13 protein-coding genes are annotated in these 23,190 nt (G+C 71.4%); 9 read left to right on the forward strand and 4 right to left on the reverse strand.

The window, feature by feature from the left end; translation table 11 throughout:
- Window positions 1–3: 3 nt before the first annotated feature.
- Window positions 4–2,178: a PQQ-binding-like beta-propeller repeat protein gene (locus ACG2DA_RS12970; protein WP_395256150.1), complete on the reverse strand. Its 2,175-nt coding sequence runs from the start codon at window positions 2,176–2,178 to the stop codon at window positions 4–6.
- Between the two features lie 425 nt (window positions 2,179–2,603).
- On the opposite strand from ACG2DA_RS12970, the gene ACG2DA_RS12975 reads away from it, so the two are divergent.
- The 7 genes from ACG2DA_RS12975 to ACG2DA_RS13005 all read left to right on the forward strand — a co-directional run bounded on the left by ACG2DA_RS12975 (window position 2,604) and on the right by ACG2DA_RS13005 (window position 11,863).
- Window positions 2,604–4,550 (forward strand): PAS domain-containing protein, encoded by a 1,947-nt coding sequence (locus ACG2DA_RS12975; RefSeq protein WP_395256152.1) that lies wholly within the window; start codon window positions 2,604–2,606, stop codon window positions 4,548–4,550.
- Window positions 4,551–4,616: 66 nt separating this feature from the next.
- Window positions 4,617–5,669 (forward strand): nucleoside hydrolase, encoded by a 1,053-nt coding sequence (locus ACG2DA_RS12980; protein WP_395256153.1) that lies wholly within the window; start codon window positions 4,617–4,619, stop codon window positions 5,667–5,669.
- A gap of 117 nt (window positions 5,670–5,786) precedes the next feature.
- Window positions 5,787–6,437 carry a riboflavin synthase gene (locus tag ACG2DA_RS12985; protein ID WP_395256154.1) on the forward strand — a complete coding sequence of 217 codons (651 nt, stop codon included), beginning with the start codon at window positions 5,787–5,789 and terminating at the stop codon, window positions 6,435–6,437.
- A 97-nt stretch (window positions 6,438–6,534) separates the two neighbouring features.
- Window positions 6,535–7,479: a 16S rRNA (adenine(1518)-N(6)/adenine(1519)-N(6))-dimethyltransferase RsmA gene (gene rsmA / locus ACG2DA_RS12990; protein ID WP_395256155.1), complete on the forward strand. Its 945-nt coding sequence runs from the start codon at window positions 6,535–6,537 to the stop codon at window positions 7,477–7,479.
- A gap of 156 nt (window positions 7,480–7,635) precedes the next feature.
- Window positions 7,636–9,162 (forward strand): IMP dehydrogenase, encoded by a 1,527-nt coding sequence (gene guaB / locus ACG2DA_RS12995; RefSeq protein ID WP_395256156.1) that lies wholly within the window; start codon window positions 7,636–7,638, stop codon window positions 9,160–9,162.
- 145 nt (window positions 9,163–9,307) lie between these two features.
- Window positions 9,308–10,246 carry a hypothetical protein gene (locus tag ACG2DA_RS13000; protein ID WP_395256158.1) on the forward strand — a complete coding sequence of 313 codons (939 nt, stop codon included), beginning with the start codon at window positions 9,308–9,310 and terminating at the stop codon, window positions 10,244–10,246.
- 180 nt (window positions 10,247–10,426) lie between these two features.
- A complete protein-coding gene (locus tag ACG2DA_RS13005) occupies window positions 10,427–11,863 on the forward strand; it encodes a sulfatase-like hydrolase/transferase (protein ID WP_395256159.1) in 1,437 nt (478 codons plus the stop codon).
- Window positions 11,864–11,912: 49 nt separating this feature from the next.
- Here the strand turns inward: ACG2DA_RS13005 and ACG2DA_RS13010 are convergent, their stop codons facing one another.
- Complete coding sequence (locus tag ACG2DA_RS13010; protein ID WP_395256160.1) at window positions 11,913–13,208, reverse strand: mechanosensitive ion channel domain-containing protein; 1,296 nt, start codon at window positions 13,206–13,208, stop codon at window positions 11,913–11,915.
- Window positions 13,208–14,779, reverse strand: a complete 1,572-nt coding sequence (locus ACG2DA_RS13015) for a mechanosensitive ion channel domain-containing protein (protein ID WP_395256161.1) — start codon at window positions 14,777–14,779, stop codon at window positions 13,208–13,210. The genes ACG2DA_RS13010 and ACG2DA_RS13015 overlap by 1 nt, the downstream gene beginning before the upstream one ends.
- A 196-nt stretch (window positions 14,780–14,975) precedes the next feature.
- Here ACG2DA_RS13015 and ACG2DA_RS13020 point away from each other — a divergent pair, with 196 nt between their 5' ends.
- Window positions 14,976–15,719 (forward strand): PH domain-containing protein, encoded by a 744-nt coding sequence (locus tag ACG2DA_RS13020; RefSeq protein ID WP_395256162.1) that lies wholly within the window; start codon window positions 14,976–14,978, stop codon window positions 15,717–15,719.
- Window positions 15,716–17,119, forward strand: a complete 1,404-nt coding sequence (locus ACG2DA_RS13025; protein WP_395256163.1) for an AI-2E family transporter — start codon at window positions 15,716–15,718, stop codon at window positions 17,117–17,119. Before ACG2DA_RS13020 ends, ACG2DA_RS13025 begins: the two co-directional genes overlap by 4 nt.
- Window positions 17,120–17,504: 385 nt before the next feature.
- Here ACG2DA_RS13025 and ACG2DA_RS13030 read toward each other — a convergent pair whose 3' ends face one another.
- A complete protein-coding gene (locus tag ACG2DA_RS13030; RefSeq protein WP_395256164.1) occupies window positions 17,505–22,619 on the reverse strand; it encodes a right-handed parallel beta-helix repeat-containing protein in 5,115 nt (1,704 codons plus the stop codon).
- Window positions 22,620–23,190 lie beyond the last annotated feature (571 nt).

A 23,190-nucleotide genomic window follows, 5' to 3' on the forward strand; every position in this document is an offset into this window, starting at 1 on the left:
CCGCTACGGGAGACGAACTCCGGCCAACGGAAACTCCCGCACCGCCGGAGCGCCGGTCCAGCCGGCGAGGGCCCGGGGGGTGAGCAGGACGGCCGATTCCGGACCGCCCGCCAACACGCCGGTCCGCACGCCGGCCTCCGCCAGCGGGATCTCGCCGACGGTCGCGCCGGTGGCGGCGTCGACCAGCAGGAGGCGGTCCGCGGTCGCCCATACGGCGGTCGTGCCCCCGATCAAACCGGCGGCGTGAGCGTCCGGGGGACCGGGGAGGACCCGCGGGGCGGGGACGTGCCACGCCGTTTCGCCGGTCGCCGGTTCCAACCCCCACAGCCCGCCGGCGGCGGCGACGAGCAGGCGGTTGGCGGCGACGCCGAGGAGGCGTTCGCCCTCGCCGGGCAGGTCGCGGGCCCACAGCGGGGCGCCGGTGGCCGCGTCCAGCGCCCGCACGCCGGGGGCGCCGGTCGGGGCGAGGAACACGCGGCCGCCGACGACCGCGGGGGGCTCCGCCGAGGACGCCGCCGCGGCCGGATCGCGGTCGTGGGCGGTCAGCCAGACGGGCCGGCCGTCGGCGGCGTCGAGGCAGGCCACGGCCCCGGCGCCGGTGCCGAGAAACAACCGCCCGCCGACGAGCGTGGGGGTGATCGAACTGCGGGTCCGCGTCCCCGGGGCGGGCACGGAGCGGGCCGCCCCCAGCGGCGCCCGCCAGAGGATCGAACCGTCGGCGAGGTTCAACGCGACGACCTCTAGCAACGGCCGCGGCCGGTTCCGGCGGGCGACGGCGAAGGCCCGCGGGGCCCCGGTCAGCGGGTCGAGCCCCAGCGCCGGCGTGCCCTCCCAACTCCACGCGGCGGCCGCCGGATCGAGCGGATCGCCGCCGGCGCCCAGGGCGTCCGCGGGCGTTTCCCACCGCAGTTCGCCCTCCCGCCGCAGGTTCAGGCAGACGAGCGAGGAGGACGGAACCCGCAGGGCGTCCGGCGGCCACTCGACCGCGGGATCGCCCAGCCGGGCGACGGCGAGGGCGCCGAACAGGGCGACGCCGCCCCGCACGTCGCCGGCCGGGGGCGGCTCGCGGTCGGGCGTCCCGAACACGGACGCCCCCAAGGCCGGGGCGGCAGGGAACGGAGCGGGGGGATCGAACGCCGGCGGCGGCGGGTACAGCGTGCCGTCGTCGTCTCCGCCGTCCTCCCCCGGCAGCGCGATCGGCCACCGCGGCCGGCCGTCGGCGAGGGCCAGCCCGACGACGCGGTCGCCGGCGTTGTACAGCGCCGCGTCCTCCCAGATCGCCGGGGCGGACGGGAACGCCGCGTCGTCCCGCGGAGCGCCCCCGACCCGCGGCACGGCCCAGGAGGGCCCCCCGGCGGCGCGGGTGCGGTCCGCCGGGGTGGCGAAGGGCGCCGGCAGCGCCCGCAACCGACCGTCGCGGGCGGCGTTCTGCTGCGGGGCCCGGGTGCGTGTCGGCAGCGCCCGCGGCGGCCACCGGGCCGGGTCGAACGCGATTTCCCCCATCGCCCGTGCGCCCGCCTCCGGGAACGCGGCGAGGAGCCGGGTTCGCTCCCACTCGGCGAGGGCGAACCGGCCGGCGGCGAGGTCCGCGGCGATCACGTTCCCCCAGTCCGCGGCGGCGGCGGCCGACGACGGCCCGCCGGGGGCGAGCCGGGCGCGGTCGGTCCAGCGGCGGCGGGCTTCGTCGAGTCGGCCCTCCCGAAACGCGGCGGCGGCCAACTCTCCCGCGGCGGCCCGGCCGGGCTCGGAGAAGGGCAGTTCCCGGGCGAGGACGAACGACGGGCGGGGGTCGGACGGGTCGGCCTCCGCCTCCGCGGTCAGGCGGGCGACGCGGGCCGCCGTCGCCCGCTCCCACGCCGCCCGGGCCGCCGGCGGGGCGTCGCTCAGCCGGAGTTCGACGGCCTGATCCGGCCCGACCCAGCGGGCGGCGGCGCCGGGGGCGGGCGGGGAGGGAACCCAGTCGGCGGCGGCCCGGTCCCGGGCGTCCCGCAGGGCCGCGGCCCAGTCGTCCCAGCGTTCCTCAGCCGCCAAAGGAGCCAAGGCGGCGAAGGCGGCCTCCGCCGCGGGCGCCGGCGGCGGCAGGAACGGCGGCGCCGCGGTAGCCCGCGCTCCGCTCCCGGCGAGCCACGCCGCCGTCCCCAGCAGGACGGCCGCAAGACGGGCGGGCGACGGCGGCATCAACGACGGCACGGGGCGGCGACGGGCTGCGGAGCGGGACGGCGCGCCGGACGAGGCGAACGCCGCCCGTCAGCCTACGGCGTCCCCGAGGTCCCGACAGCCGAGGAGGAACGCGGCGCGAACGCCGGGAACGGACGGAACCGGCTGCGGAGGAGGCGGTTTGGGGACTTGAAGAACGGAAGAGTCCGGCATATCGCCGTTGTCCCGCATAAGAGAGGGGCTAAGATCAAAATAGGTCCGCTGGGGGGACGCCCCACCGCGACGCGGGCGGGCATCCCGGCCCCGTCCCGTACGGACCGTCACAATCACGTCAGCAGATACGCGGCATGGCAGAACTTGGCTCGCCTGACTCTCCCCGGGGAGAGTCTGCGAATCGTATCGCTGATCTGAGCGCGTCTCCAAGCGACCCCGCCGGCGTCGGCGCGGTGCACGATCCGTCGCTCCGCGACGGCAAGCGGTTGAAGCACGCCGAGGAGGGGTACTGGTCGGACAGCATTCCCCCGGAGGACCGCGACGCGTTGCTGTCCACGGTGATCAACGCCGCCAACACGATGATCTGCCTGTCGGAGAAGCGGGGGGAGGGGGAGACCCCGCTGATTTACGTCAACCGCTACTTTTGCGAGTTCACCGGGTACGAGCCGGAGGAGGTCCTCGACCGGGATTGTCGGTTCCTGCAGTTCCGCAACGGGAAGCGGGTCGAACAGGACGATCCCGACGCCCGGTCGGAGCTGCGGACGGCGATCGCCGCCGGGCAGTTCGTCCGCATGACGCTGCGGAACTACAAGAAGGACGGCACAGAGTTCCGCAACGAACTGTATCTGTCCCCCGTGGAGGGGCCCGACGGCGGCGTGCGGTACTTCGTAGGGGTGCAGAACGACGTTACCGAGCGGGCCCACCTGATCGATCAGCTCCGCGAGAGTGAGTCCTCCCTCAACGCCACCTTCGCCGCCAGCCCGGTCGCCTTGGCGATGGTGGAGCGATCCGGCGACGGCCCGGCGCGGCACCTGCGGGTCAATCCGGCGGCGGCCCGGCTGCTGGCCCGCAATCTGGACGAGGCCGCCGCCGATCAGTGCGCGGGCCGCACGCTGGAGGAGCTCGGCGTGCCGGGGCCGCTGTCGGAATGGCTCAACGAGGCCTTCGACAAGATCGCTTCCGGGAAGGCCGGCGAGGAGCCGCTGCGCAACCGACTGGACCAGACGGTGCGCGGGGAATGCCGGCGCCTGGCAGTCTCCGTCACGGAGGTGGGCGTCGACTCCCACGGGGCCCGGCGGTTCTGCTACACCGCCGAGGACCTCACGGAGCTCGACGCCCTCGAGACCGACCGGGCGTTGATGCGGGCCGCCGTTCAGCAGACCGACGTGCCGACCCTGATCCTCAACGACGAACTCGACCCGCCCGGTCCGAGCATCGTGTACGCCAACCCGGCGGCGGTCGAACTGGTCGAACGCTCCGCGGAGGAGTTGAACGGGGCGCTGCTCTCGACGTTGGACGGGGAGCGAACGGACCGCGACTTCCCCGCCCGCATGCGGCAGGCCCTCAAGCGGGACGGCCGCTTCCACGGGGAGAGCGTCGTTCATACGGCCGACGGCACGCCGCTGTCGGTCGAGTGGGACGTCTCCGCCGTCCGCGACGCCGGGGGCGTGCCCACCCACTACGCCGCGACGCTCCGCGATCTGCGGGGGCGGCGGGAACTCGAATCGCAGGTGCTCGCCGCCCAGACGCGGGAGCAGGCCCGCATCGCCCGGGACCTGCACGACGGCGTCGCCCAGCAGTTGGCCGGGCTGAGCATGATGTGCGGCACCCTGAAGTCCCAGGCCGCCGCGGGCGAGGACGTGACGGACGCGGTGGACGGCATCGTCGAGGTCGTCCGTGGCGCCGCCCGCGATCTGCGGGGCGTCGCCCACGGCCTGATGCCGCTGGACCCGGACCGCGGCGGCCTCGCCGAGGGACTCAAGCGGCTGGCGGCCATCAGCACCGAAATCACCCCGGCCCGCTGCACCTTCGAGGCCCCGGACGGCCCCGTGCCCGTGGGCGATCCCCACGTCGCCCACCACCTGTACCGCATCGCCCAGGAGGCCGTCAGCAACGCGGTGCGGCACGGGCAGGCGAAGAACGTGCGGCTGAGCCTCGAACTGGACGGCACCGATCGCGCCCTGCTGTGCGTCGCCGACGACGGCGTCGGCTTCGACGGCAGCGACCCCAACGCCGAGCAGGACGACGGGATCGGCCTGTCCGCCATGCGGTTCCGCGCCCAGGCGATCTACGGTCGGCTGCGGTTCGAATCGACGGCGTCCGGCGGGGTCCGCGTCGTGTGCGCCTTCCCCCACGGCGGCGGCGGCGGCGGCGGCGGCGGCGGCGGCGGCGACGGCTGACCGGCGGGGCGCCGGCCCGCTACGCTGTGCCGGCTCGCCCCGTTCCCGCCGCCCACAGGTTCGCCCGTGGTCTCCGCCCTCGTCGTTCCCGCCCTCGTCCTCGCCTTCGCCCCGCAGCCGGAGTCGCCGGCGCCGGCGGACCGGCCGGCGCCGATCGTGTTCGACACGGACATGGACACCGACTGCGACGACGTCGGGGCCCTGGCGATCCTGCACGCCCTGGCCGACGCCGGCGAGGCGGAGATTCTCGCCACCCCGGTCAGCTCCCGGTTCCGTTACTCCGCCCCGTGCACGGCGGCGATCAACGAGTACTACGGCCGGGGCGAACTGCCGATCGGCGTTCCCAAGGGGGGCGGGGCCGACACGAATCGCGGGTCGCGGTACGCCAAGCAGATCGCCGCCCGGTTCCCGGCGCGACCCGCCACCAACGAGGCCGCCCCGGACGCGGTGCGGGTCTACCGGGAGGTCCTCGCCGCCCGCCCGGACGTCGCCGACGACCCGGCCGGCGGCGTGGTGGTGACGACGGTCGGCTACTGCACGAACCTCCGCGACCTGCTGGCCAGCGAACCGGACGAGATCAGCCCGCTGTCGGGGCCGGAGTTGGTGCAGGCGAAGGTGCGGCTGTGGGTCTGCATGGGCGGTCGCTATCCGGAGCACCGCGACCCGGCGGTGTACGGCAACTTCAAGCCGGACCCGTTCAGCGCCGTCGTCGCTGCCCGCGACTGGCCCACGCCGATCGTCTTCACCGGGCTCGGCCAGGACGTGCTGACCGGTCAGACGCTCCCCGACACGCCGGAGCGGAACCCGGTTCGCCAAGCCTACGAACTGTACCTCGGCGACAAACCGGCCCGGCCGAGCTGGGACCCGATCGCCGTGCTGTACGCCGTCCGGCCGGACGCCCCGTTCTGGCACGTGCGGGAGCAGGGCTTCAACGAGATCTTCCCCAACGGCACGAACGCGTGGCGGGAGGAGCCGGACGACCCCCGCCACCGCCTGCTGGAGTGGGCCGACGGGACGGAAAAGAACGCGGTGCAGGACCTGCTCAACGAGTTGATGACCCGCCCCCCGGCGGCCCGCCCGGCGGGGGAGCCGGGGAGCGAACCGACCGCCGCAGACTGATTGTCGCGGCGAATCGCGGCCGGCCGTTGCGGGGGCGCCCCGTTGACGGCCCCGCCGCGGTCCGGCACACTGGCGGTTTGATCCTCTTGCCGCCGACGGGCGGCCCCGCCCGACCGCATGTTTACCGGCCTCGTCGAAGCCAAAGCCGTCGTCGACTCCCTCGAGTCGCGGGGCTCCGACGTGCGACTGACGCTGCGGCTCCCCGCCGCCAACGGCCGCGGCGAACCGCTCGCCGGGGACGTGCAACTCGGCGACAGCGTCGCCCTCAACGGCTGCTGCCTCACGGTGGTCGAAATCGCCGGGGAGACCGGCGACCTGTGGAGCTTTGAAGCCGGCGCCGAAACGCTCTCCCGCACCAACCTCGGCGGACTCTCCGAAGGCAGCGGCGTGAACGTGGAGCGGGCCCTGCGGGCCGGCGACCGCCTCGGCGGGCACCTCGTGCAGGGCCACGTCGACGCCGTCGGCACGGTGGCGAAGCTCGACCGCGACGGCGAGTGGTTGAACATGCACTTCGCGGCCCCGCCGAACGTCGCCGCACTGCTGGTGGACAAGGGCAGCGTCTGCGTGGACGGCGTCAGCCTGACCGTCTGCGAACCCCACGGGGAAGGGTTCTACGTCGCCCTGATCCCGCACACGCTGCACGAAACGACCCTCGGCGACCGCGCCGTCGGCGACCGTGTGAACTTCGAGGCGGACATCCTGGGCAAATACGTCCAAAAGATGCTCGCCCCGCACATCGCCGGCGCCGCCTCCCGCCCCGCGGGTTGACGCCCGCCGCTCGCCGTCGCGTCTCTCAATACTCCTCACCCCTTACTCCTCCCCCCTCCCCCTGTCCGACCCCCGCCGCCAGACCCGCACGCATCTCATGTCGCTGTTCAAGCGGCACGGGCTGCACCCGCGCACCGATCTGGGTCAGAACTTTTTAATTGACCTCAACATTCTCGACTTCGTCGTGCGGGAGGCGCACCTCGAAAAGGATCGGGACGTGGTTTTAGAAGTGGGCGCCGGGACCGCGGGGCTGACGTCGTTCCTGTCCCACGGGGCCGCGGCGGTCGTCAGCGTGGAGGTGGACCGGGTGATGCACACGATGGCCACGGACGTGCTGGCCGGCCGGGAGAACGTCACGCTGCTGCAAACGGACGCGCTCAAGAACAAGAATAAAATCTCCCCGGTCGTGCTGGAGGCGGTGCAGACGGAGCTGGACAAGCTGGCGGCCGCGAACCCGGATCCGGAGCGACCGCCGCGTCTGAAACTGGTGGCGAACCTGCCGTACAACATCGCCACGCCGCTGATCTCCAACCTCGCCGGCAGCGACCTGCCGTGGAGCCGGATGGTGGCGATGATTCAATACGAACTCGCCCAGCGGATGGCCGCCCGCCCCGGAGAGTCCGGCGACGGCGGGGGCGGCGGCGGCAGCTACGGAGCGTTGAGCGCCTGGATTCAAAACCTCGCCGGGGTGAAGATCCTCAAGAAGATTCCGCCCAGCGTGTTCTGGCCGCGGCCGGGGGTGGACTCCGCGGTGATCCGCCTGAACCCCAACCCCCGCGCCCGGCAGCAGATCGCGGACCTGCGGTTCTTCCAGGACTTCCTGCGGCGGCTGTTCCACCACCGCCGTAAGTTAATGCGGGGCGTGCTGTGCGGCATGTACCGCAAGGAACTGGACAAGCCGGAGGTCGACGCGGTCCTCGCCGCCGAGGGCTACCCCCCGAACGCCCGGGCCGAGGCGTACGATCCGACGCAGCTGCGGGAGCTGGGGAACGCCTTTTATCGGGCGATCGAGGCCAAAAACGCAGCCGCCTCGCCCCCATGAACGCACGCCAGCCCGAAGCGTCGGCGAGGGCGTCGCACGGCGCCCGGCGAACGATCGACCGCGGCTGCACCGCGGCCCTCGCTGACGCTTCGGGTTGGTCCTGAGCCGCCGGCCCCCTTTCTCCCTTCCCCCTTCATCCTGCCACCTTCCCACCCGATGCAAGACCGGATCGCCGCCGAGGGGCTCACGTTCGACGACCTGCTGTTGGAACCCGCCTACAGCGAGGTGATGCCCAGCGAATGCGACGTGAGTTCCCCCCTCACCCGCCGCATCCGGCTGAACGTGCCGGCGCTGTCCAGCCCGATGGACACCGTCACCGAAAGCGAAATGGCGATCGGCATGGCCCAGGAGGGGGGCATCGGGATCATCCATAAAAACCTGACCGTCGACCGGCAGGCCCTGGAGGTGGACCGCGTCAAACGCAGCGAACACGGGGTGATCGTCGACCCCGTCACCCTGCCGCCGGAGGCCACCGTCGCCGAGGCCAAGAAGCTCATGGCCGAGCGCAACATCGGCGGCGTGCCGATCGTCGACGCCGACCCCGACGGCGGCCCCGGCAAGCTGCGGGGCATCCTCACCAGCCGCGACCTGCGGTTCCTCGACACCTCCGACGCCCGCGTGTCCGAGGTGATGACGAAGGAGAACCTCGTCACCGCCCCGCCGGAGACGCAGCTCTCCCAAGCCCAGCAGATTCTGCTGGAAAACAAAGTCGAGAAACTGCTGCTCGTCGACGATCAGGGCCGGCTGCGGGGGCTCATCACGATCAAGGACGTCGACAAAAACCGCCGCTACCCCCGGGCCTGCAAGGACGACCGCGGCCGGCTGCGGGTGGGCGCCGCGGTGGGGGTGCACGATTACGAACGGGCCGCGGAACTCATCCGCCGCGGGGCCGACGTGCTGGTCGTGGACAGCGCCCACGGGCACTCCAAGAACGTGATGGACACCGTCCGCGAATTAAAGAAGCGGCACGACATCGACATCATCGCCGGCAACGTGGCGACGGAGCAGGGCGCCAAGGACCTCGCCGCCGCCGGGGCGGATGCGGTCAAGGTGGGCATCGGCCCGGGCAGCATCTGCACCACGCGGATTATCTCCGGCGTGGGCGTGCCGCAGCTGACCGCGATCGCCGGGGCCGTCCGGGGCGTCGCCGGGACCGGCGTGCCGCTGATCGCCGACGGCGGGATTCGCTACTCCGGCGACATGGTGAAGGCCCTGGCGGCCGGGGCGAGCACGGTGATGCTCGGCGGGCTGCTGGCCGGCCTGGACGAGTCCCCGGGTGAGCGAATCCTGTATCAGGGCCGGAGTTTCAAGCGATATCGCGGGATGGGCAGTTTAGGGGCGATGGAACAGGGCAGCGCGGACCGCTATCGCCAGTCGGTCGGTTCGTCCGATGGGAGCGGTGACGACGGTTCCGCCGGCGGCTCGCGCAAGCTGGTCCCGGAGGGCGTCGAAGGCCGGGTGCCGTATCGCGGCCCGCTGGCGCCCCTCCTCTATCAGATGGTGGGCGGCCTGCGGGCGGGGATGGGGTACCTGGGTTGCGCCACGGTCGACGAACTACGGACCAAGCCTCGGTTCCTGCGGGTCTCGGCGGCGAGCGTCCGGGAAAACCACCCGCATGACATCGCCATCACTCAGGAAGCGCCCAACTACTCCGCGGAGTACTCCGGCGCCGATCCGGCATAGTCGTTCCCCCCGGCCCGCCCGCCGCCCGCGGTGGGCGCGCGTCCTCTGCGCCGCGGCGGCGCTCGCCGCGGGCGGGGTCGGCTTCGCCCCGGACGCCTTCGCCCGGCAGGCGGCGTCGGAGCCGTCCGTCGACCGCGGGGCGGAAGTGTTGAACCGCCTGCGGCGCCGCGACCCGGAGGCGGCCCTCCGGCAGTACGCCGGCGGCTGGCGGAAAGCCGACTCGGCGCCGGCGACCGAGCGGCCCGGCGCCGCCCCCGTGCTGCTCCCCCACGAACCGGCCCGGCTGCGGGACGGCGCCCCGGCGGCGCCGGTGCGGTATCGGCAGGACGCCGAGCGGCCGTCCACCGAGCTGCAGGAGTCCCGAGAGTCCCAGGAGCCCCAGCAGCCGGCCCCCCAGCCGCCCGGCAACGGGCTGAATCTGGACATCGATCTGGAGGGTCTGGGGCTGGACGACCTGGGGCTGGACGATCTCGGCCTGCCGGACGATCTGGAGCTGGACCCGAACGCCGTCGATCCGGAATTCGAGAGCCCGTTCAATCGGCCGACGTCGCCCTCCGCGGTCGGCCGACCGATCCGCGACGTCGGCGATTTGAGCGATATTCGCACCATCCTGCCGTTCGCCGATTACGACCCGAATCCGGATCCGAACGACCCCTGCCGGAACCTCTGCCCCCGCCCCGCGGGCTGCCCGCCGCCGGCCGACGGGTCGGTCGCCCTCTGCCCGGAGGTCACGCCGCTCTCCACGGAGCCCTACCGGCCGCGGCCCGTGCTGCCCGTGCAGTACCGCTGGGCGGCCCCGAACATCACGTACAACCCGCTCTATTTTCAGGACGTGAACCTGGAGCGGTACGGCCATCATCACGGCGTCCTGCAACCGGCGGCGTCCGTGGCGAAGTTCAGCACGCAGCTGATCGGCCTGCCGTATCAGATGGCGCTGGACCCCCCGCACGATTGCGAGACCCCGTTGGGCTACTACCGTCCCGGCGACTGCGCCCCGAAGCTGCACTATCAGATTCCGCTGAACGCCAAGGCGGCGCTGGTGCAGGCCGCCGCCGTCAGCGGCGTGGCGTTGATCCTGCCGTAATTCAGCGTCCTCGGCTTCCTGCCGGAGCGCCCCCCGCGACCCGCACGCCGCCCGGCGTGCGGGTCGTTTTCATTTCGGTTCTGACGGGCGGACGGCGGCGCCGGGCCGGGTCGGGTTGCGGGGGGCGGACGGGGGTCGCATCCTCCGGCGTTCCGCGCCCGTTTCGCTGAGGTCCCGCCGATGCACGCCGTCCGTTCCGCGCTCGCCGCCGCGACGCTGCTGACCGCCTCCGCCGCCCTCGCGGCCGAACCGGGGGAGGAGCCGCAGGGTCGGCCGAACCTGATCGTCGTGATGGTCGACGATATGGGGTACGAGGGACTGAGTTGCTTCGGCAATCCGTACTTCAAAACGCCGGAGCTGGACCGGCTCGCCGCCGAGGGAATGCGGCTGACGGACTTTCATTCCTCGGGAACCGTGTGCAGCCCGACCCGGGCCGGCCTGCTGACCGGCCGCTATCAACAGCGGGTCGGCATCGAAGCGGTCGTTCATCCGCACGCCGACCACCCGGAGCACCGCCGCGGCCTGCAACGCTCCGAGACGACCTTCGCCGAGCAGTTAAAAGCAGCCGGCTACGCCACCGGCCTCATCGGCAAGTGGCACCAGGGCTACCCGCAGAACTCCGAGGACTACCACCCGCAGCACCACGGCTTCGACGAGTTCGTCGGCTATCACAGCGGGAATATCGACTTCGTCAGCCACGTCGGCGACCACCGCGAGCACGACTGGTGGCACGGCCGCGTCGAAACGCGAGAGGAGGGCTACACCACCCACCTCATCAATCGTTACGTCGAAGACTTCGTCGTCCGGCACGCCGGCGGCGACAGGCCGTTCTGCCTGTACGTCGCCCACGAGGCGATTCACAACCCCGTGCAGGTCCCCGGCGATCCGGTGCGGCGCACCACGACGGGCTGGGACCGCTGGAAGTGGCGGGAGGTTTCCGAGGAGGAGCGGATCGCCAAATACCGCGGCATGACGCTGCCGATCGACGAGGGGATCGGGCGATTGCGGCGGCAACTCGTCGACCTGGGGATCGCGGAGAACACGCTGGTGCTGTTCTTCTCGGACAACGGCCCCGCCGCCGACTTTCCCAGCGGCAGCCCGGACCTGCGGGGGGCGAAGGGCGAGGTCTACGAGGGCGGCCACAAGGTGCCGGCGATCGCCTGGTGGCCGGGGCGGATCGAGCCCGGATCGACCTCCGACGTGCCGCTGATCAGCCTCGACGTGATGCCCACCCTGCTGGCGCTGGCCGCCGCCCCGGCGCCGCCGCGGCCGCTCGACGGCGTGGACCTCTCGCCCGTTCTGTTCGGGGAGGAACTGCCGGAGGCGCTGACGGAGCGCCCGCTGTACTGGGCGTCGCTGTCCAACCGCGGCACGCGGGCGGAGGCCCTGCGCCAAGGCGACTGGAAGCTCGTTGTGCAGCACCCGCAGGCGGAGCCGGGCACGTTTCAGAACGAACGGGTCTCGCTGTTCCATCTCCAACAGGACCCCGGCGAGCGAACGGACCTCGCCGCCGAGCGGCCGGACCGCGCGGCGGACATGCTGGCGCAGCTCAAGGCCTGGTACGCCGACACGCAGCGGACCGCGACGCCGCAGCCCGGCGGGTGGGCGAAGAGATAAGTTTCATGCGAGCGTCCCGGACGCTTGAAGCGTCCGGGACGCGGGGCGGTCAGGCCGGTCGGGCGGGCGCGTCCTCGGGGCGCTCCTGCCGTTCGGTTTTGAGCGTCTCCTTGAACCACAGCGTTCGCTGGGGGAAGGGGATCTCGATGCCGGCGTCGTCCAGCGCCCGTTTGACCGCGGAGACGACCTGATCGCGGCTCTGCCGTTCGCCCAGCGGGGTCGGGTCGGCCCACCAGCTGATTTTAAAGTTCACGCTGCTGTCGGCGAATTCGTCGGCGAACACCTCGATCGGCTTGCGGCCCTCGACGCTCTCGCAGCCCTCGACGGCTTTGCGGATGACCTCGCGGGATCGGTCCAGGTCTTCCCCGTAGGCCACGCCGCAGGCGATCGTGACCCGGCGGCTTTTCCAGTTGGTGAGCACCTCCACCGGGTTTTTAAACAGATCGGCGTTGGGAATCACGACCAGCACGCCGTCCGGCTGGCGGACGAGGGTGTTGCGGATCGTGATCTGCTGAATCTTGCCTTTGACGTCCCCGCACTCGATGAAGTCCCCGCGGTCGAAGGGGAACTTCCACAGGATGAAGATGCCGGCGAGGAAGTTTTCAAAGACGTCTTTAAACGCGAAGCCGATCGCTACGCCGCCCAGGCCCAGCGTGGCGATCAGGCTGCCGGGCGTGACGCCGGGGAAGGCGACGGCGGCGGCGATCAACACGCCCAACACCCACACGCCGACGACGACGAACTGCTCGATCAGGTCCTGCAGGCTGCTCCGCAGCTTGCCGTAGCCGGGCGTGCGGCTGAAGACGAAGCGGGCGATCTTCGCGGCGATCGCGGTCAGGAACAGGACCGCCAGGGCGACGAGCAACAGCGGGGACTGTTCCAGAAAGTCGTCCCACAGCGTCTGCACGCTGCCGCGCACCTGCGTCCAGGCCCGCTGGGCGTTGAAGGAGCGGTCGACGACGATGTCGTTTTGGATGCCCACGACCGCCCCGATCCGGTCCGCGAGCCGTTCGGCTTTCTCCTTATTGTCGCTGGAGTTCGTCGTGCCGGAGAGTTTGACGAACCCGCCCTCGGAGGTGACCCGCGGGTTCTTGACGTAGTCGAACGTCTCCAGCAGCGCGGTGATGCGGGCGACGAGCTTTTCGTCGTCCACCTCCGGCTCGACGGCGATCTCCTTCGTCGTCTCCACCGCCGACGGCTCCGGGGCGTCGTCGGCGCCGGCGTCCTCCTGAACCCAGCGGGCCGGGGCGAAGGCGGTGCACGCCGCCAGCAGACCGATCGCCGCCGCCGCCCGCGGGAGCGACCGCCGGAGCGCGGGCGTCGGCAACGCGGGACGACGGGGCATCAGCGGGAACTCGGCGGCGGCGGGACGGCGTCGGGGGGCGGGAGGTCGGGGGAAGCCCCTGCCGGGGAAGAGTTAGGCGCGTCGGGCGAATCGGCCAGCAGGTCCCGGGCGTCGTCCGGATCGCGGCTGCGGCGGGCCTGATCGTTCAGCTCCGGCGCCTCGCTGGCGAGATCGCCCTCGCCGGCGCTGACGACCGGCTCCTCCGGCGTGGCGATCGTCACGCCGGGGGCGTCGTCGGTTCGCCCGGCGGGGGCGGGGGCGGGGGGCGCCGGGGCGCCGGCCGATTCGTCGCCCGGCTGCGGCGGGAGGCCCCGCAGCGGCACGCCCTTGGGAAAAATCACCTCGCGGGCTTCGTCGGGCATCGTCAGGCCGGCGTCCTCGACGGCCCGTTTCACCCGACGGATCACGCTGCTGCGGACCTTCAGGGCGCTGTTCGCCACGCCGTCGCACCAAAAATACACTTTCAGATTCACCGTGCTGGCGCCGAGTTCGTCCAGCAAGACCATCGGCTCCGGGTCGGCGAGGACCGCGGGGTGCGTGCGGAGGGCCTCCGCGATGACTTCCTGGGCCGCGGCGACGCCGTCGGCGTAGTCCACCCCCACCACGAAGTGCTGCCGCACGTTCGGGTTCGCGGTGAGGTTGCGGATTACGGACGTATAAACCGTGCCGTTGGGGATCTGAATATGATTGCCCTCGAAGCTCATCAACCAGGTGCCGCGGGTGGTCACCTTTTGCACCACGCCGATTTCCCCGCCGATCTCCACCACGTCCCCGTTTTGAAACGGCTGGGACATGCTCAGCAGCACGCTGGCGAGGAAGTTCTCCGCGATATTGCGAAAGGCGAAGCCGACCACCAATCCGCCCAGGCCGGCCCCGCCCAGCACGCCGGCGGCCAGGCCGGTCAGGCCGCACACGCTGAGGACCAGATACACCCCCACCACGCCCACGAAAATCGCCACCGCCCGGACCGCGACGGTTTCCAGCAGCGGGTTTTCAATCCGCGGGCCGAGCACCGCGCGGGCCAGCCGCCGGGCGGCGCCGGCGGCGAGGAACGTCAGCCCTAGCACGACGAGGGCGAACAGCAGATAGGGCAGCGCCGCGACGGCCTCCGTCAGCCAGCCCCGCAGCGTGGCGAAGATCGGGGAGGTGTCCAGCGGGTCCGGCGGGGCGACCGTCACGTTATTGATGACGACCGAGACCCCCGCCACGGTCCCGGCCAACTCGCCGATCTTCGCCCGGTGCTCCGGCGTGTCGGCGACGCCGCGGAGCGTGACGATGCCGTCCCCCACCCGCACCGTGGGGGCCTCGATCCAACCGGCGTCCTCCAGCCGGCGGAGCCGCACCTCCAGGGCGGCGGTGATCGCCTCGTCGTTCGTCTCCTCGTCGACCGCAATCGTCTGTCCGGACAGGCTCTCGTCCGGCCCCTCCGTCGGCTCCTCCGCGTCGGTCTCCGCGGGCGGGGCTTCCTGGGCGAAGGCTGTCGGGGTGAAGGCTCCCGGGGCGAAGAACGCCGCCGGGGCGACGCTCAGCAGCGCCGCGAGCAGCGGGACGGGGGCGAAACGACCAATCACAGCGGGACGGTCGCCGGAGCGGACGCGGCGTTCAACCCCGCGACGGCCGGCGGGGCGGGCGTTCCGCCGCGGCGCGGCCCGACCCGGGGCCGCCCCCCGCCGCGGCAGGGGGTTCTCCCGCCGGTGGCCGCCCCGGCGGGGCCGTACGCTGCCGGTTCACGCCGCGTTCCATCCCCGTTCCGCTCGCCCCCCTGCCGTGGCCGACGTCCCCACCAGCCAGCCCGAGACCGGCGACGCCGACGCCGGCGGGGACGCCGCCGAGGTGCAGCACCTCACCTACCAGTGCCCGCACTGCGGGGCGAAGTCGTCGGTCGCCGAGGTGCTGATGGGCGAGCGGATCGACTGCCGCCGCTGTCACAAACCCTTCGAACTGGGCGTGCCGGTCGCCCAGCCGATCCGCGACGAACCCGGATCGCGGGCGGACTACGTCGTCGACGCCGGCGGCGGCGACACCGAGGAACTCGTGTTCGTCACCCACCCCGCCGCGTTCCGCAACCGACCGGGCAAGACGTTGCTGGCCCTGTTGGCGGTCGCGGCGGGCGCCCTCTGCGCGATCGGCGGGTTGATCGGCGGGCTGGGATGGGGGCTGATCGAACCAGTCAGCGCGGCGATCGGCGGGACCGTGCTGGCGGCGATCGGGGCGGCGCTGATCCTCCTCGGGGCGATCCCGCTGTTCCTCTGGTGGCTGCGGAGCCGGTTCGAAACCCTCACCGTCACCGGCCAGCGGACGACCTTCCGCTTCGGCCTGATCGCCCGGGACACCACCGAGATCCAGCACGACGACGTCCGCAACCTGCAGGTCGATCAGTCCGGGCTCGACCGCCTGTTCGGCGTGGGCGACCTGTTCCTCTCCAGCAGCGGGCAGGACGACCTGGAGATCCGGGCCTTCGGCATCCCGCACCCGGAACACGTGGCGGACGTCGTGCGGGACCTGCAATGACCGCCCCCCCCACGGCCCCCGCGGACAGGACGCCCGCGGAAAAGGCCGCCGCGGACGGAGCGGTCGTCTCGGAGGGCGCGGGCCCCGCGGACGATGCGGACGCCCCCTCCGGCCTGACCGACGCCCCGGACGAGGTGCTGGACGAACTGGAACGCACCCACGACGAGGAGGCGTTCACCGAGGAATTATTGGAGGAGCCGCCGCACCCGGACAAATGCGGCCCGACGGAGGCCTCCCGCACCGCGGAGATCGCCGACCTGGAGCTGCCCCCGGTCGCGGCGCTGCGGGTGACGGCGTTCAGCCTGCTGACGCTGACGTTGATCGCCCTGGGGGCGGTGATGTTCTTGGCCCGCGGGGTGTTCCTGCCGATCGCGGCGGCGGCGGTGTTGAACCTGCTGCTCTCCCCGCTGGTGCGGGCGTTGAAGCGGGCTGGCCTGCCCGAGCCGGTCGGCGCCGGAATCGTGCTGGCCGCCGCCGGCGGGGCGCTGTTCGGTCTGGCCGCCGCGGCGCTGCCCGCGGTGCAGAGCCAACTGGCGGACGCCCCGGAGATCTTTCAAAAGATCCAGCGCCAATACGCCCCGGAACTGGAGGCGTATTACAACCTGGCGGCCCAGGCGGAGAAGACGGAGGAGACCGCCGACGCCGCCGTCGACCCCGCCGAGAGCGTTCGCGAGGCGGCCGAGCAGAACCCGGACGCCCTGCTGGAGGCGGAGGCCGAGGACGCGGAGGAGGTGCCGGTGGACGTGACGGAGTCGCTCACGGGGGAGTTGCTGGGCGACGACGTGTTCAACGCCGCCCGGAATTTGCTGACGCTGATCTTCGCCACCACGGTGCTGCTGTATTTCCTGCTCGCCAGCGGGGACGTGTTCACGAAAAAATGCATCGAACTGACGCCCCACTTCCGCGACAAGCGGGCCGTGCGGGTGCTGATCGGCGACGCGCAGGCGGCGATCGGGAACTACCTGTTAACCGTGACGGTCATCAACGCCGGGTTGGGCGCGGCGGTGGGCCTGACGATGTGGCTGATCGGCATGCCGAACGCCGTGCTGTGGGGAGCGATGGCGTTCTTGTTCAATTACATCCCCTACGTCGGCGCCGTAATCGGGGCGGCGATCGTCACGCTGGTGTCGTTCGGGGAGTTCACGGGCGTCCAAGTGTTCCTGGCGCCGGCGTTGTATCTGACCTGGACGACGCTGGAGGGGAACTTTATCACCCCCAGCATCCTCGGCGGGCGGCTCAATCTGAACCCGCCGGTGATCTTCGCCTGGCTGTTGTTGCTCGGCTGGATCTGGGGCGTGCCCGGGGCCCTGCTGGCCGTGCCGATACTGGCGGCGCTGAAAATCCTCTGCGACCACGTCGACGCCCTCGGCCCGGTCGGCAAGTTTTTGGTGGGGGATTAGAGCGTTCTTCCGTTACGCATCGCAGCTGATACCAGCCCGATGCAAGCGTCGGCCGTCGGCGCAGCCGTCGAGCGGCCGAACGCACAGCCGGAGCTTGCGCTCCGGGCTGGTAAGCCCCGCGATGAACAGCGGAAAAGCGCTTTAGAAACGGTCTGAGCGCTTGGCGTCTTGGGAACCCGAAGCGTCAGCGAGGGCGCCGCCCGACGGGGCGTCGCGGCACTGCGCGAAGTCCCTCGCTGACGCTTCGGGTTGGTTTGGAGGCCCCCTTCGCCGGGCGGTCGACGCGGACGGACTCGACGGCCGGACCGTTCACAAAAGAAAAAACGCCGCCCCGCGGATGCGGGACGGCGTCGGGTCGCCGTGGCGACGGTTCCCCCGGGGGGGACTACTCCAGGTTCCACACCCAATCGCTGCTGCCGTTCCGGACGTTGTCCTCGCCGATGGGACCGCCGCCGTTGCGGATCTCCACGTTGACCGGCCCGAAGGCTTGATCGTTGGTGACGGTTCCGCCGTTGATCGTGTTCGTGCCGGACCCGTTCAGGCCGGGGACCAACTCGTCGGTGCCGGAGAAGAAGCCGGGGTTCGCGGAGTTGACCCGGAACGTGCTCTCGCCGAACCCGACCAGCGGGAAGTCGGTGTCGTTGTTGATCACGTTGCCGTCGACGGTGACCACCGTGTTGGCCGGGATGTCCTGACGCTGGGCGTTGCGGCGACGAGTCTGGCTCGAGTTGTTCGGGAACGGACCCGGGTTGAAGGCCGTCGCCGGGTTGTTGTCGTTGTCGAACGGACGGGTCTTGATCGGGTCGGCGTTGTCGTACCAGGCGCCGGCGGTCCAGGCGCCGTCGAGGATCGTGCCCATGTCGCTGGTCAGCACGTTGTCGTTGAAGACCAGGTCGAGGCGGGACTTCGGATCGCTTTCGTACCCGTTGAAGGCCCCCGTCGCGGCGTCGGTCACGTTCGTGTTGGGCGGATCGACGGTGCTGGTGAAGCCTTCGAACAGCACCTGGGTGCCGAGGTTCGCCGCGAAGACGTTGCCTTGGACGACCGCCGCCACGCCGCCGCGGGTCATGCTGAAGGCGTCGAAGGCGGCGCTCGGATCCAGGCCGGCGGTCGCGGCGTAGATGTTGGAGGCGAAGCCGCCGGTGTCGCCGGCGCCGCCGCCGCCGTCGCTGGTGCCCACCCGGATGACCAGGCCGTTCGAGTCGAACGTGCCGGCCTGCCCGTTGTTGGTGACGAGGTTGTCCTCGTAGAGCAGCTTGAGGCGCGGGTCGGCGGTGAACGCCCCGTCCTGGTTCAGGCCGTGGTTCTCGTTCCCGTCCAGCCGGGCGGTGAAGATGTCGACGCCGCTGGGCTCAGGCGTGACGCCGGACTGCGTTTGCGACGTGCTGGCGGTGTTGACGATGTAGGTCCCCTCCAGCCCGTTGCTGTCGATGTACGAACCGGCCATCGGGTCGGCGAGGGTCGGCGTCGTCGTGCCGTTGATCACCAGGATGCTGTCCACGTTGCCGCGGTTCAGGACGTCGTAGCCGCGGGCTTCGTTGCCCAGCACCTTGAGGTCGGTGAAGCGGACGTAGTTCGTCGTGCCGGAGGAGAAGAGGACCTCCACGCCGTCCCCGAAGTTCTGGCGGACGACGTCGCGGTTGAAGTTCAGGCCGAAGTAGGTGCCCTCGACGTCGATACCGGCGCCGTTGCCGTCCGGCAGCGCGGAGCCGTTGCCGGCGATGAGGTTGTCCGAGTAGCTCATGGTGCCGCTGCCCTGCAGCAGGACGCCGGAGAGGCCGTTGCCGACGATGTCGTTGTTCTGGACGAACAGTTCGTCGTTGGCGGCGGCCTCGGCCCGGGCGAAGCCGGCGAGGGTGTTGTCGCCGGTGACGGCGACGCTGTGCAGACCGTAGGAGCCGTTGTTGGAGACGTCGTTGTTGTCGATCGTGCCGACGATCGTGGCGGCGTCCGTCAGCGGGTTCCGCAGCAGCGTGCCGTCGATAGCGAAGTTGGTCAGCAGGATACCGTCGGAGCCGTTGCCGCGGATCCGGTTGTTGGTCACGTCCAGCCGGACAACGTTTTGCGACCCGTTCTCGACCCGCAGGCCGGCCCGGTCGTCGAAGCCCACGCCGGTGATGAGGCGGTTGTTGCCGGACAGGTTGTTGTTGGAGACGAGGACGTCGAACTCGTCGGTGGCGTCGCCGATGCCCGTGAGGGTCACGCCGGCGACGGCGTTGCCCAAGGCGACGTTGTCGATGATCCGGGTGTTGTCCATCGTCGCGGAATCCTGCCGGCGGACGGTGATGCCGCTGGCGTTGCCGGTGACGACGTTGCCGTTCTCGTTCGGCGGACCCGGGTCCCCGATCAACAGGTCGGTGACGACGGAGCTGCCCGCGGCGACCACCTGGATGCCGTCGCCCGGCATGTCGCCGAGGCCGGGCAGGGTGTCCTGCCCGCCGGTGGCATCGAGTTCGGTGGTGGTGCCGGTGGCGCCGGTGACGGTGTTCCGGTTGATGACGGCCCCGGCCATGGTGGCCTGCCCGCTGGTGCGGACGTAGATGCCGTCGCCCTGGTAGGGGGTGAGCTGGTTGGTGTTGTTCTGGGCGACGAAGACCTCGTCGAACTGGGTCTCCGTGACGGAGTCGCCCGGCTGGCCGGGCACCGCCGGGAGCGAGTCCAGGCCGCCCCCGTTGTTGTTGGTGATCGGGATGTTCACCTCGTCGAAGGCGGTGTCGGCGACGAGGTTGCCCTCGATCCGCAGGTTCACGTTCGTCGCCGGGCCGCCGCCGGCGAGCACGCCGATACCGGCGCCGGCCGCTTGGGTGATGGAGTTGCCGTCGCCGTCGGCCAACCCGCCGATCTGGGCGTTCAGGGTGGCGTTCTCCACGTCCAGGATGATGCCGCCGATCCGCTCCGGATAGGGGAACGGCGCGATCGTGTCCGCCCCGGCGAATCCCTGGGTGAGGCTGGCGAGTTGCGGCGGACGCCCGAACAGCTCGTTGCCCTGAGCCAGGAAGTTGACCGTGCTCGGGTTGCCGGCGAGGCCGTTCGCCTCCACCAGCACCATGTCGGAGCCGGCGGTGGAGCTCAGAATCGTGTTGTCCTGCAGGTTCAGGCTCAGCGTGCTGCCGCCGGTCCCGCCCGCGTCGCCGTCCACCTGGGCGAGCACCTGCGAACCGAGGTCCGGCGCGAAGTTGCCGTTGAGGAGCAGGTTGTCCGGGAAGGTGATCGTCCCGATGTTCGCGGAGACGATCACGTCGCCGGTGGCCGGGGCCAGCCCGTTGTTCGCGACCGTGTTTCCGGACAGGGTCGAGTTGAGGTTCGCCCCGTTGTCGGCGAGCAACTGGACGCCGGCGGAACGCCCGACGTTCTCCGAGACGGTGTTGTCCTGGAGGAAGGCGTTCTGGGTGGAGCCGTCGGCCTCGATGGAAACGCCGGTTTCGTTGTCCGTGACGTTGTTTCTGAGCAGCGTGGAGTTCACGCTCGCCCCGTTGAGGGAGGCGATCCGCATGCCGAAGCCCTCGTTCACCTTGCCGGCGCCCTCGGTGGGGGTCAGCGGGAAGGCGAAGTCTTCGCCGACGTCCTGGACGCCGTTGCGGTTGACGTCCTCGCCGTAAAACTGGCTGATCGTGTTGTCCGACGCCAGCAGGGTCAGGCTGCCGCTCTGGGCCTCCACGTCGAAGCCGGCGCCGCTGATGGCAAACCCGGCGTCGCCGGGCTGCAGGCCGGCGACCCCGTTGCCGGTGAGCGTGTTGCCGACGAACACGCCCGTGCCCGTGCCGACGTGCTCGATATCCACGCCGTCCCGCACGTCCGTGAACGTGTTGCGGGAGATGTTGAACGAGGTGATCGCCTCGTGGCTGGCGAAGGTGTTGAAGTCGGCGGGCAGGTCCTCGCAGTCGCCGACGGAGATGATGCCGTCGTGGATGGGCAGGCCGTTCCCGCCGATGCCGCTGATCGTGAACCCGCTGACGACGTTGTTGTCGTTCAGGCCGATCACGTAGCTGGGGGTCGACATCCCGTTCCGCAGCGTCGGGCGGACCCCGCCGGTGAAGCCGGGCAGCTCGAAGCTGGACAGCTGGCCGCGGTACTGGGCGGTGATGTACTGCCGCTCCGCGGAACTGAGCAGCTGCTGGTTGGCGGCGAGGTTGATCGGCCCGTTCGTCACCAGCGTGGTGGCGTTGGCGGAGGCGATCACGCGGACGATGTCGCAGTTCTCGTCCAGGCAGTTGTTGCCGGACAGCAGCGGGCTGAAGCTGCCGTAGGGGTTCTCCACGGTGCCGTCCCCGCCGCCGGCGGCGGTCGGGTCGATGTGGCAGACGAGGATGTCGGCGCCGTCCGCGTTCTGCAGGTTGTCCGACCGGGTGTCCAGCTTGTCGATCGTCATCGCGCGGTGCTGGCGGACGACGGCGCTGTCCAGCTGGTTGTACACCTCCGGCTGCTGGAACCAGCCGGTCCGCATGAAGTCGTACCAGCTGCCCTGCGGGGTCGCGAGGGTGAAGTTCAGCCAGACGTTCGTGCCGAACACGTCGTCGCTGGTCAGCTGGGCGCCGACGTTCACGGCGTCGGACATCCGCCAGTCCAGCCGGCTGGAGACGCCCACGTCGTTGTTCGCGTCGTCGTGGGCGAGCAGGTACGCCCCCACGAACCCGTTGGCCCCGTACGTGCCGAGCATCGGCAGCGGGCCGCCGATCTCGCCCTCGACGCCGCCGTAGGACAGCCGATCGACGGTCGTCTCGGTCAGCGCAATGTTGTTGCCGACGAACGTGGGGGCCGACAGGCTGCTGAAGATCGCTTCCGAATCGTTCAGCGGGACGTAGGCGTTCGCCCGCACGGTGACCAGGCGGCCGATCGACTCCAGACCCAGGCCGAACCGGGTGAAGGAGACGTCCGTGTCGAGGCTGTCGGAGAAGTCGCGGTCGAAGTTGCTGTCGAGGTCGAACCAGGCGTTGGCGCCGACGATCCGGTTCATGCCGGCGAAGTAGCGCCGGGCGCCGACGCCGACGTTCAGGCCGGCGCCGCGGTCGTAGGAGCCGAAACCGCCCGCGTCCAGGAAGAACAGCCCGTTGCCGTCGATCGTCAGCCAGGGGAAGAAGGCGCTGGCCCGGGTGTAGCCGTTTTCGTAACCGCGGCCGTCGCCGATGTTGCTTTCCACCCGGCCCCGCACGCGGAAGGGGGTGCTGGGAGGCGTGAACAGCGGGTTCGGGCCGTTCGCCTCGTTGAACGCCCGGCTCGGGTCGGCGTAGCCGGGGCTCCCGCCGTAACCGGGGCCGCCGTAACCGGGGCCGCCGTAACCGGGGCCGCCGCTGGGGCCGGGCTGGAACTGCACCACGCCCGGGGCCGGGGCCGGCGGGGGGCCGTAGCCGGTCTGGGCGAGGGCCTCGGGGGTGACGCCGCCGATCGGCGCCGCCAGGGCGGCCAGGGCGCCCGCGGCGCGGGCCTTGCGGCCGACCGCCCCGGTCAGCTCCCGGGCCGCCCGGTGGAGTTCCTGGGCCAGCGTTTCGGACAGACGCCGCACGACCGCCGCCGCCCCCTCGCGAGCCGGCGTCCGGGCGTCCCGGCGGGCCGACGGCCCCCGCAAGGCCGACGATTGGCGGGGGCGATCAGTGGCTCTCTGCACGGGAAGTCCTTGCTGCCGGGGGGCAGGGGCCGGGGAGACGGACGCCGCCGGGGCGCACGCGGGGAATTCGGACGCGGAAGACGCTGACGAACGCCCGTCAGCCCGGTCTCCAGACCGGTCGCCGCCGGACCCTGTGGACGCGAACGAGCGGTCGGCCGTCCCATGTGCGGCAGCGAGAATGTTGGCGTGAGTCATCCCGGTCTTCATCCCGCACGTCCAAAGGGCTTTGACGGACCGGCCGCCCTCAACCCGGCGCGATCCCCCCGAAGTCGGGAGGGTCCACGGCGGGCCGAACGACAGGTCCGGTTATCGGGATAGATCGGGCGGTGCGGGCTCGATCGTGAGTCCGTCTTGGGGGAATTTGCGGATTCCCCCGGTTCTCTCTGCCCGCCTCCCGGCAGTCATGCGGCGGGCCGTCCCGGCCGGCGGCCCCGCGTGCGCCCGCCGCCGCCCCGCCCGGGCGGGGGGC

This window comes from Alienimonas sp. DA493 (assembly GCF_043951915.1).
GTDB lineage: Bacteria > Planctomycetota > Planctomycetia > Planctomycetales > Planctomycetaceae > Alienimonas.

Excerpts from the sequence above, each read along its gene's own strand:
- ACG2DA_RS12985 (WP_395256154.1), top strand. The coding sequence starts at position 5,787 with ATGTTTACCGGCCTCGTCGAAGCCAAAGCCGTCGTCGACTCCCTCGAG.
- ACG2DA_RS13010 (WP_395256160.1), bottom strand. The coding sequence starts at position 13,208 with ATGCCCCGTCGTCCCGCGTTGCCGACGCCCGCGCTCCGGCGGTCGCTC.
- ACG2DA_RS12970 (WP_395256150.1), bottom strand. The coding sequence starts at position 2,178 with ATGCCGCCGTCGCCCGCCCGTCTTGCGGCCGTCCTGCTGGGGACGGCG.
- rsmA (WP_395256155.1), top strand. The coding sequence starts at position 6,535 with ATGTCGCTGTTCAAGCGGCACGGGCTGCACCCGCGCACCGATCTGGGT.
- ACG2DA_RS13025 (WP_395256163.1), top strand. The coding sequence starts at position 15,716 with ATGACCGCCCCCCCCACGGCCCCCGCGGACAGGACGCCCGCGGAAAAG.
- guaB (WP_395256156.1), top strand. The coding sequence starts at position 7,636 with ATGCAAGACCGGATCGCCGCCGAGGGGCTCACGTTCGACGACCTGCTG.
- ACG2DA_RS13005 (WP_395256159.1), top strand. The coding sequence starts at position 10,427 with ATGCACGCCGTCCGTTCCGCGCTCGCCGCCGCGACGCTGCTGACCGCC.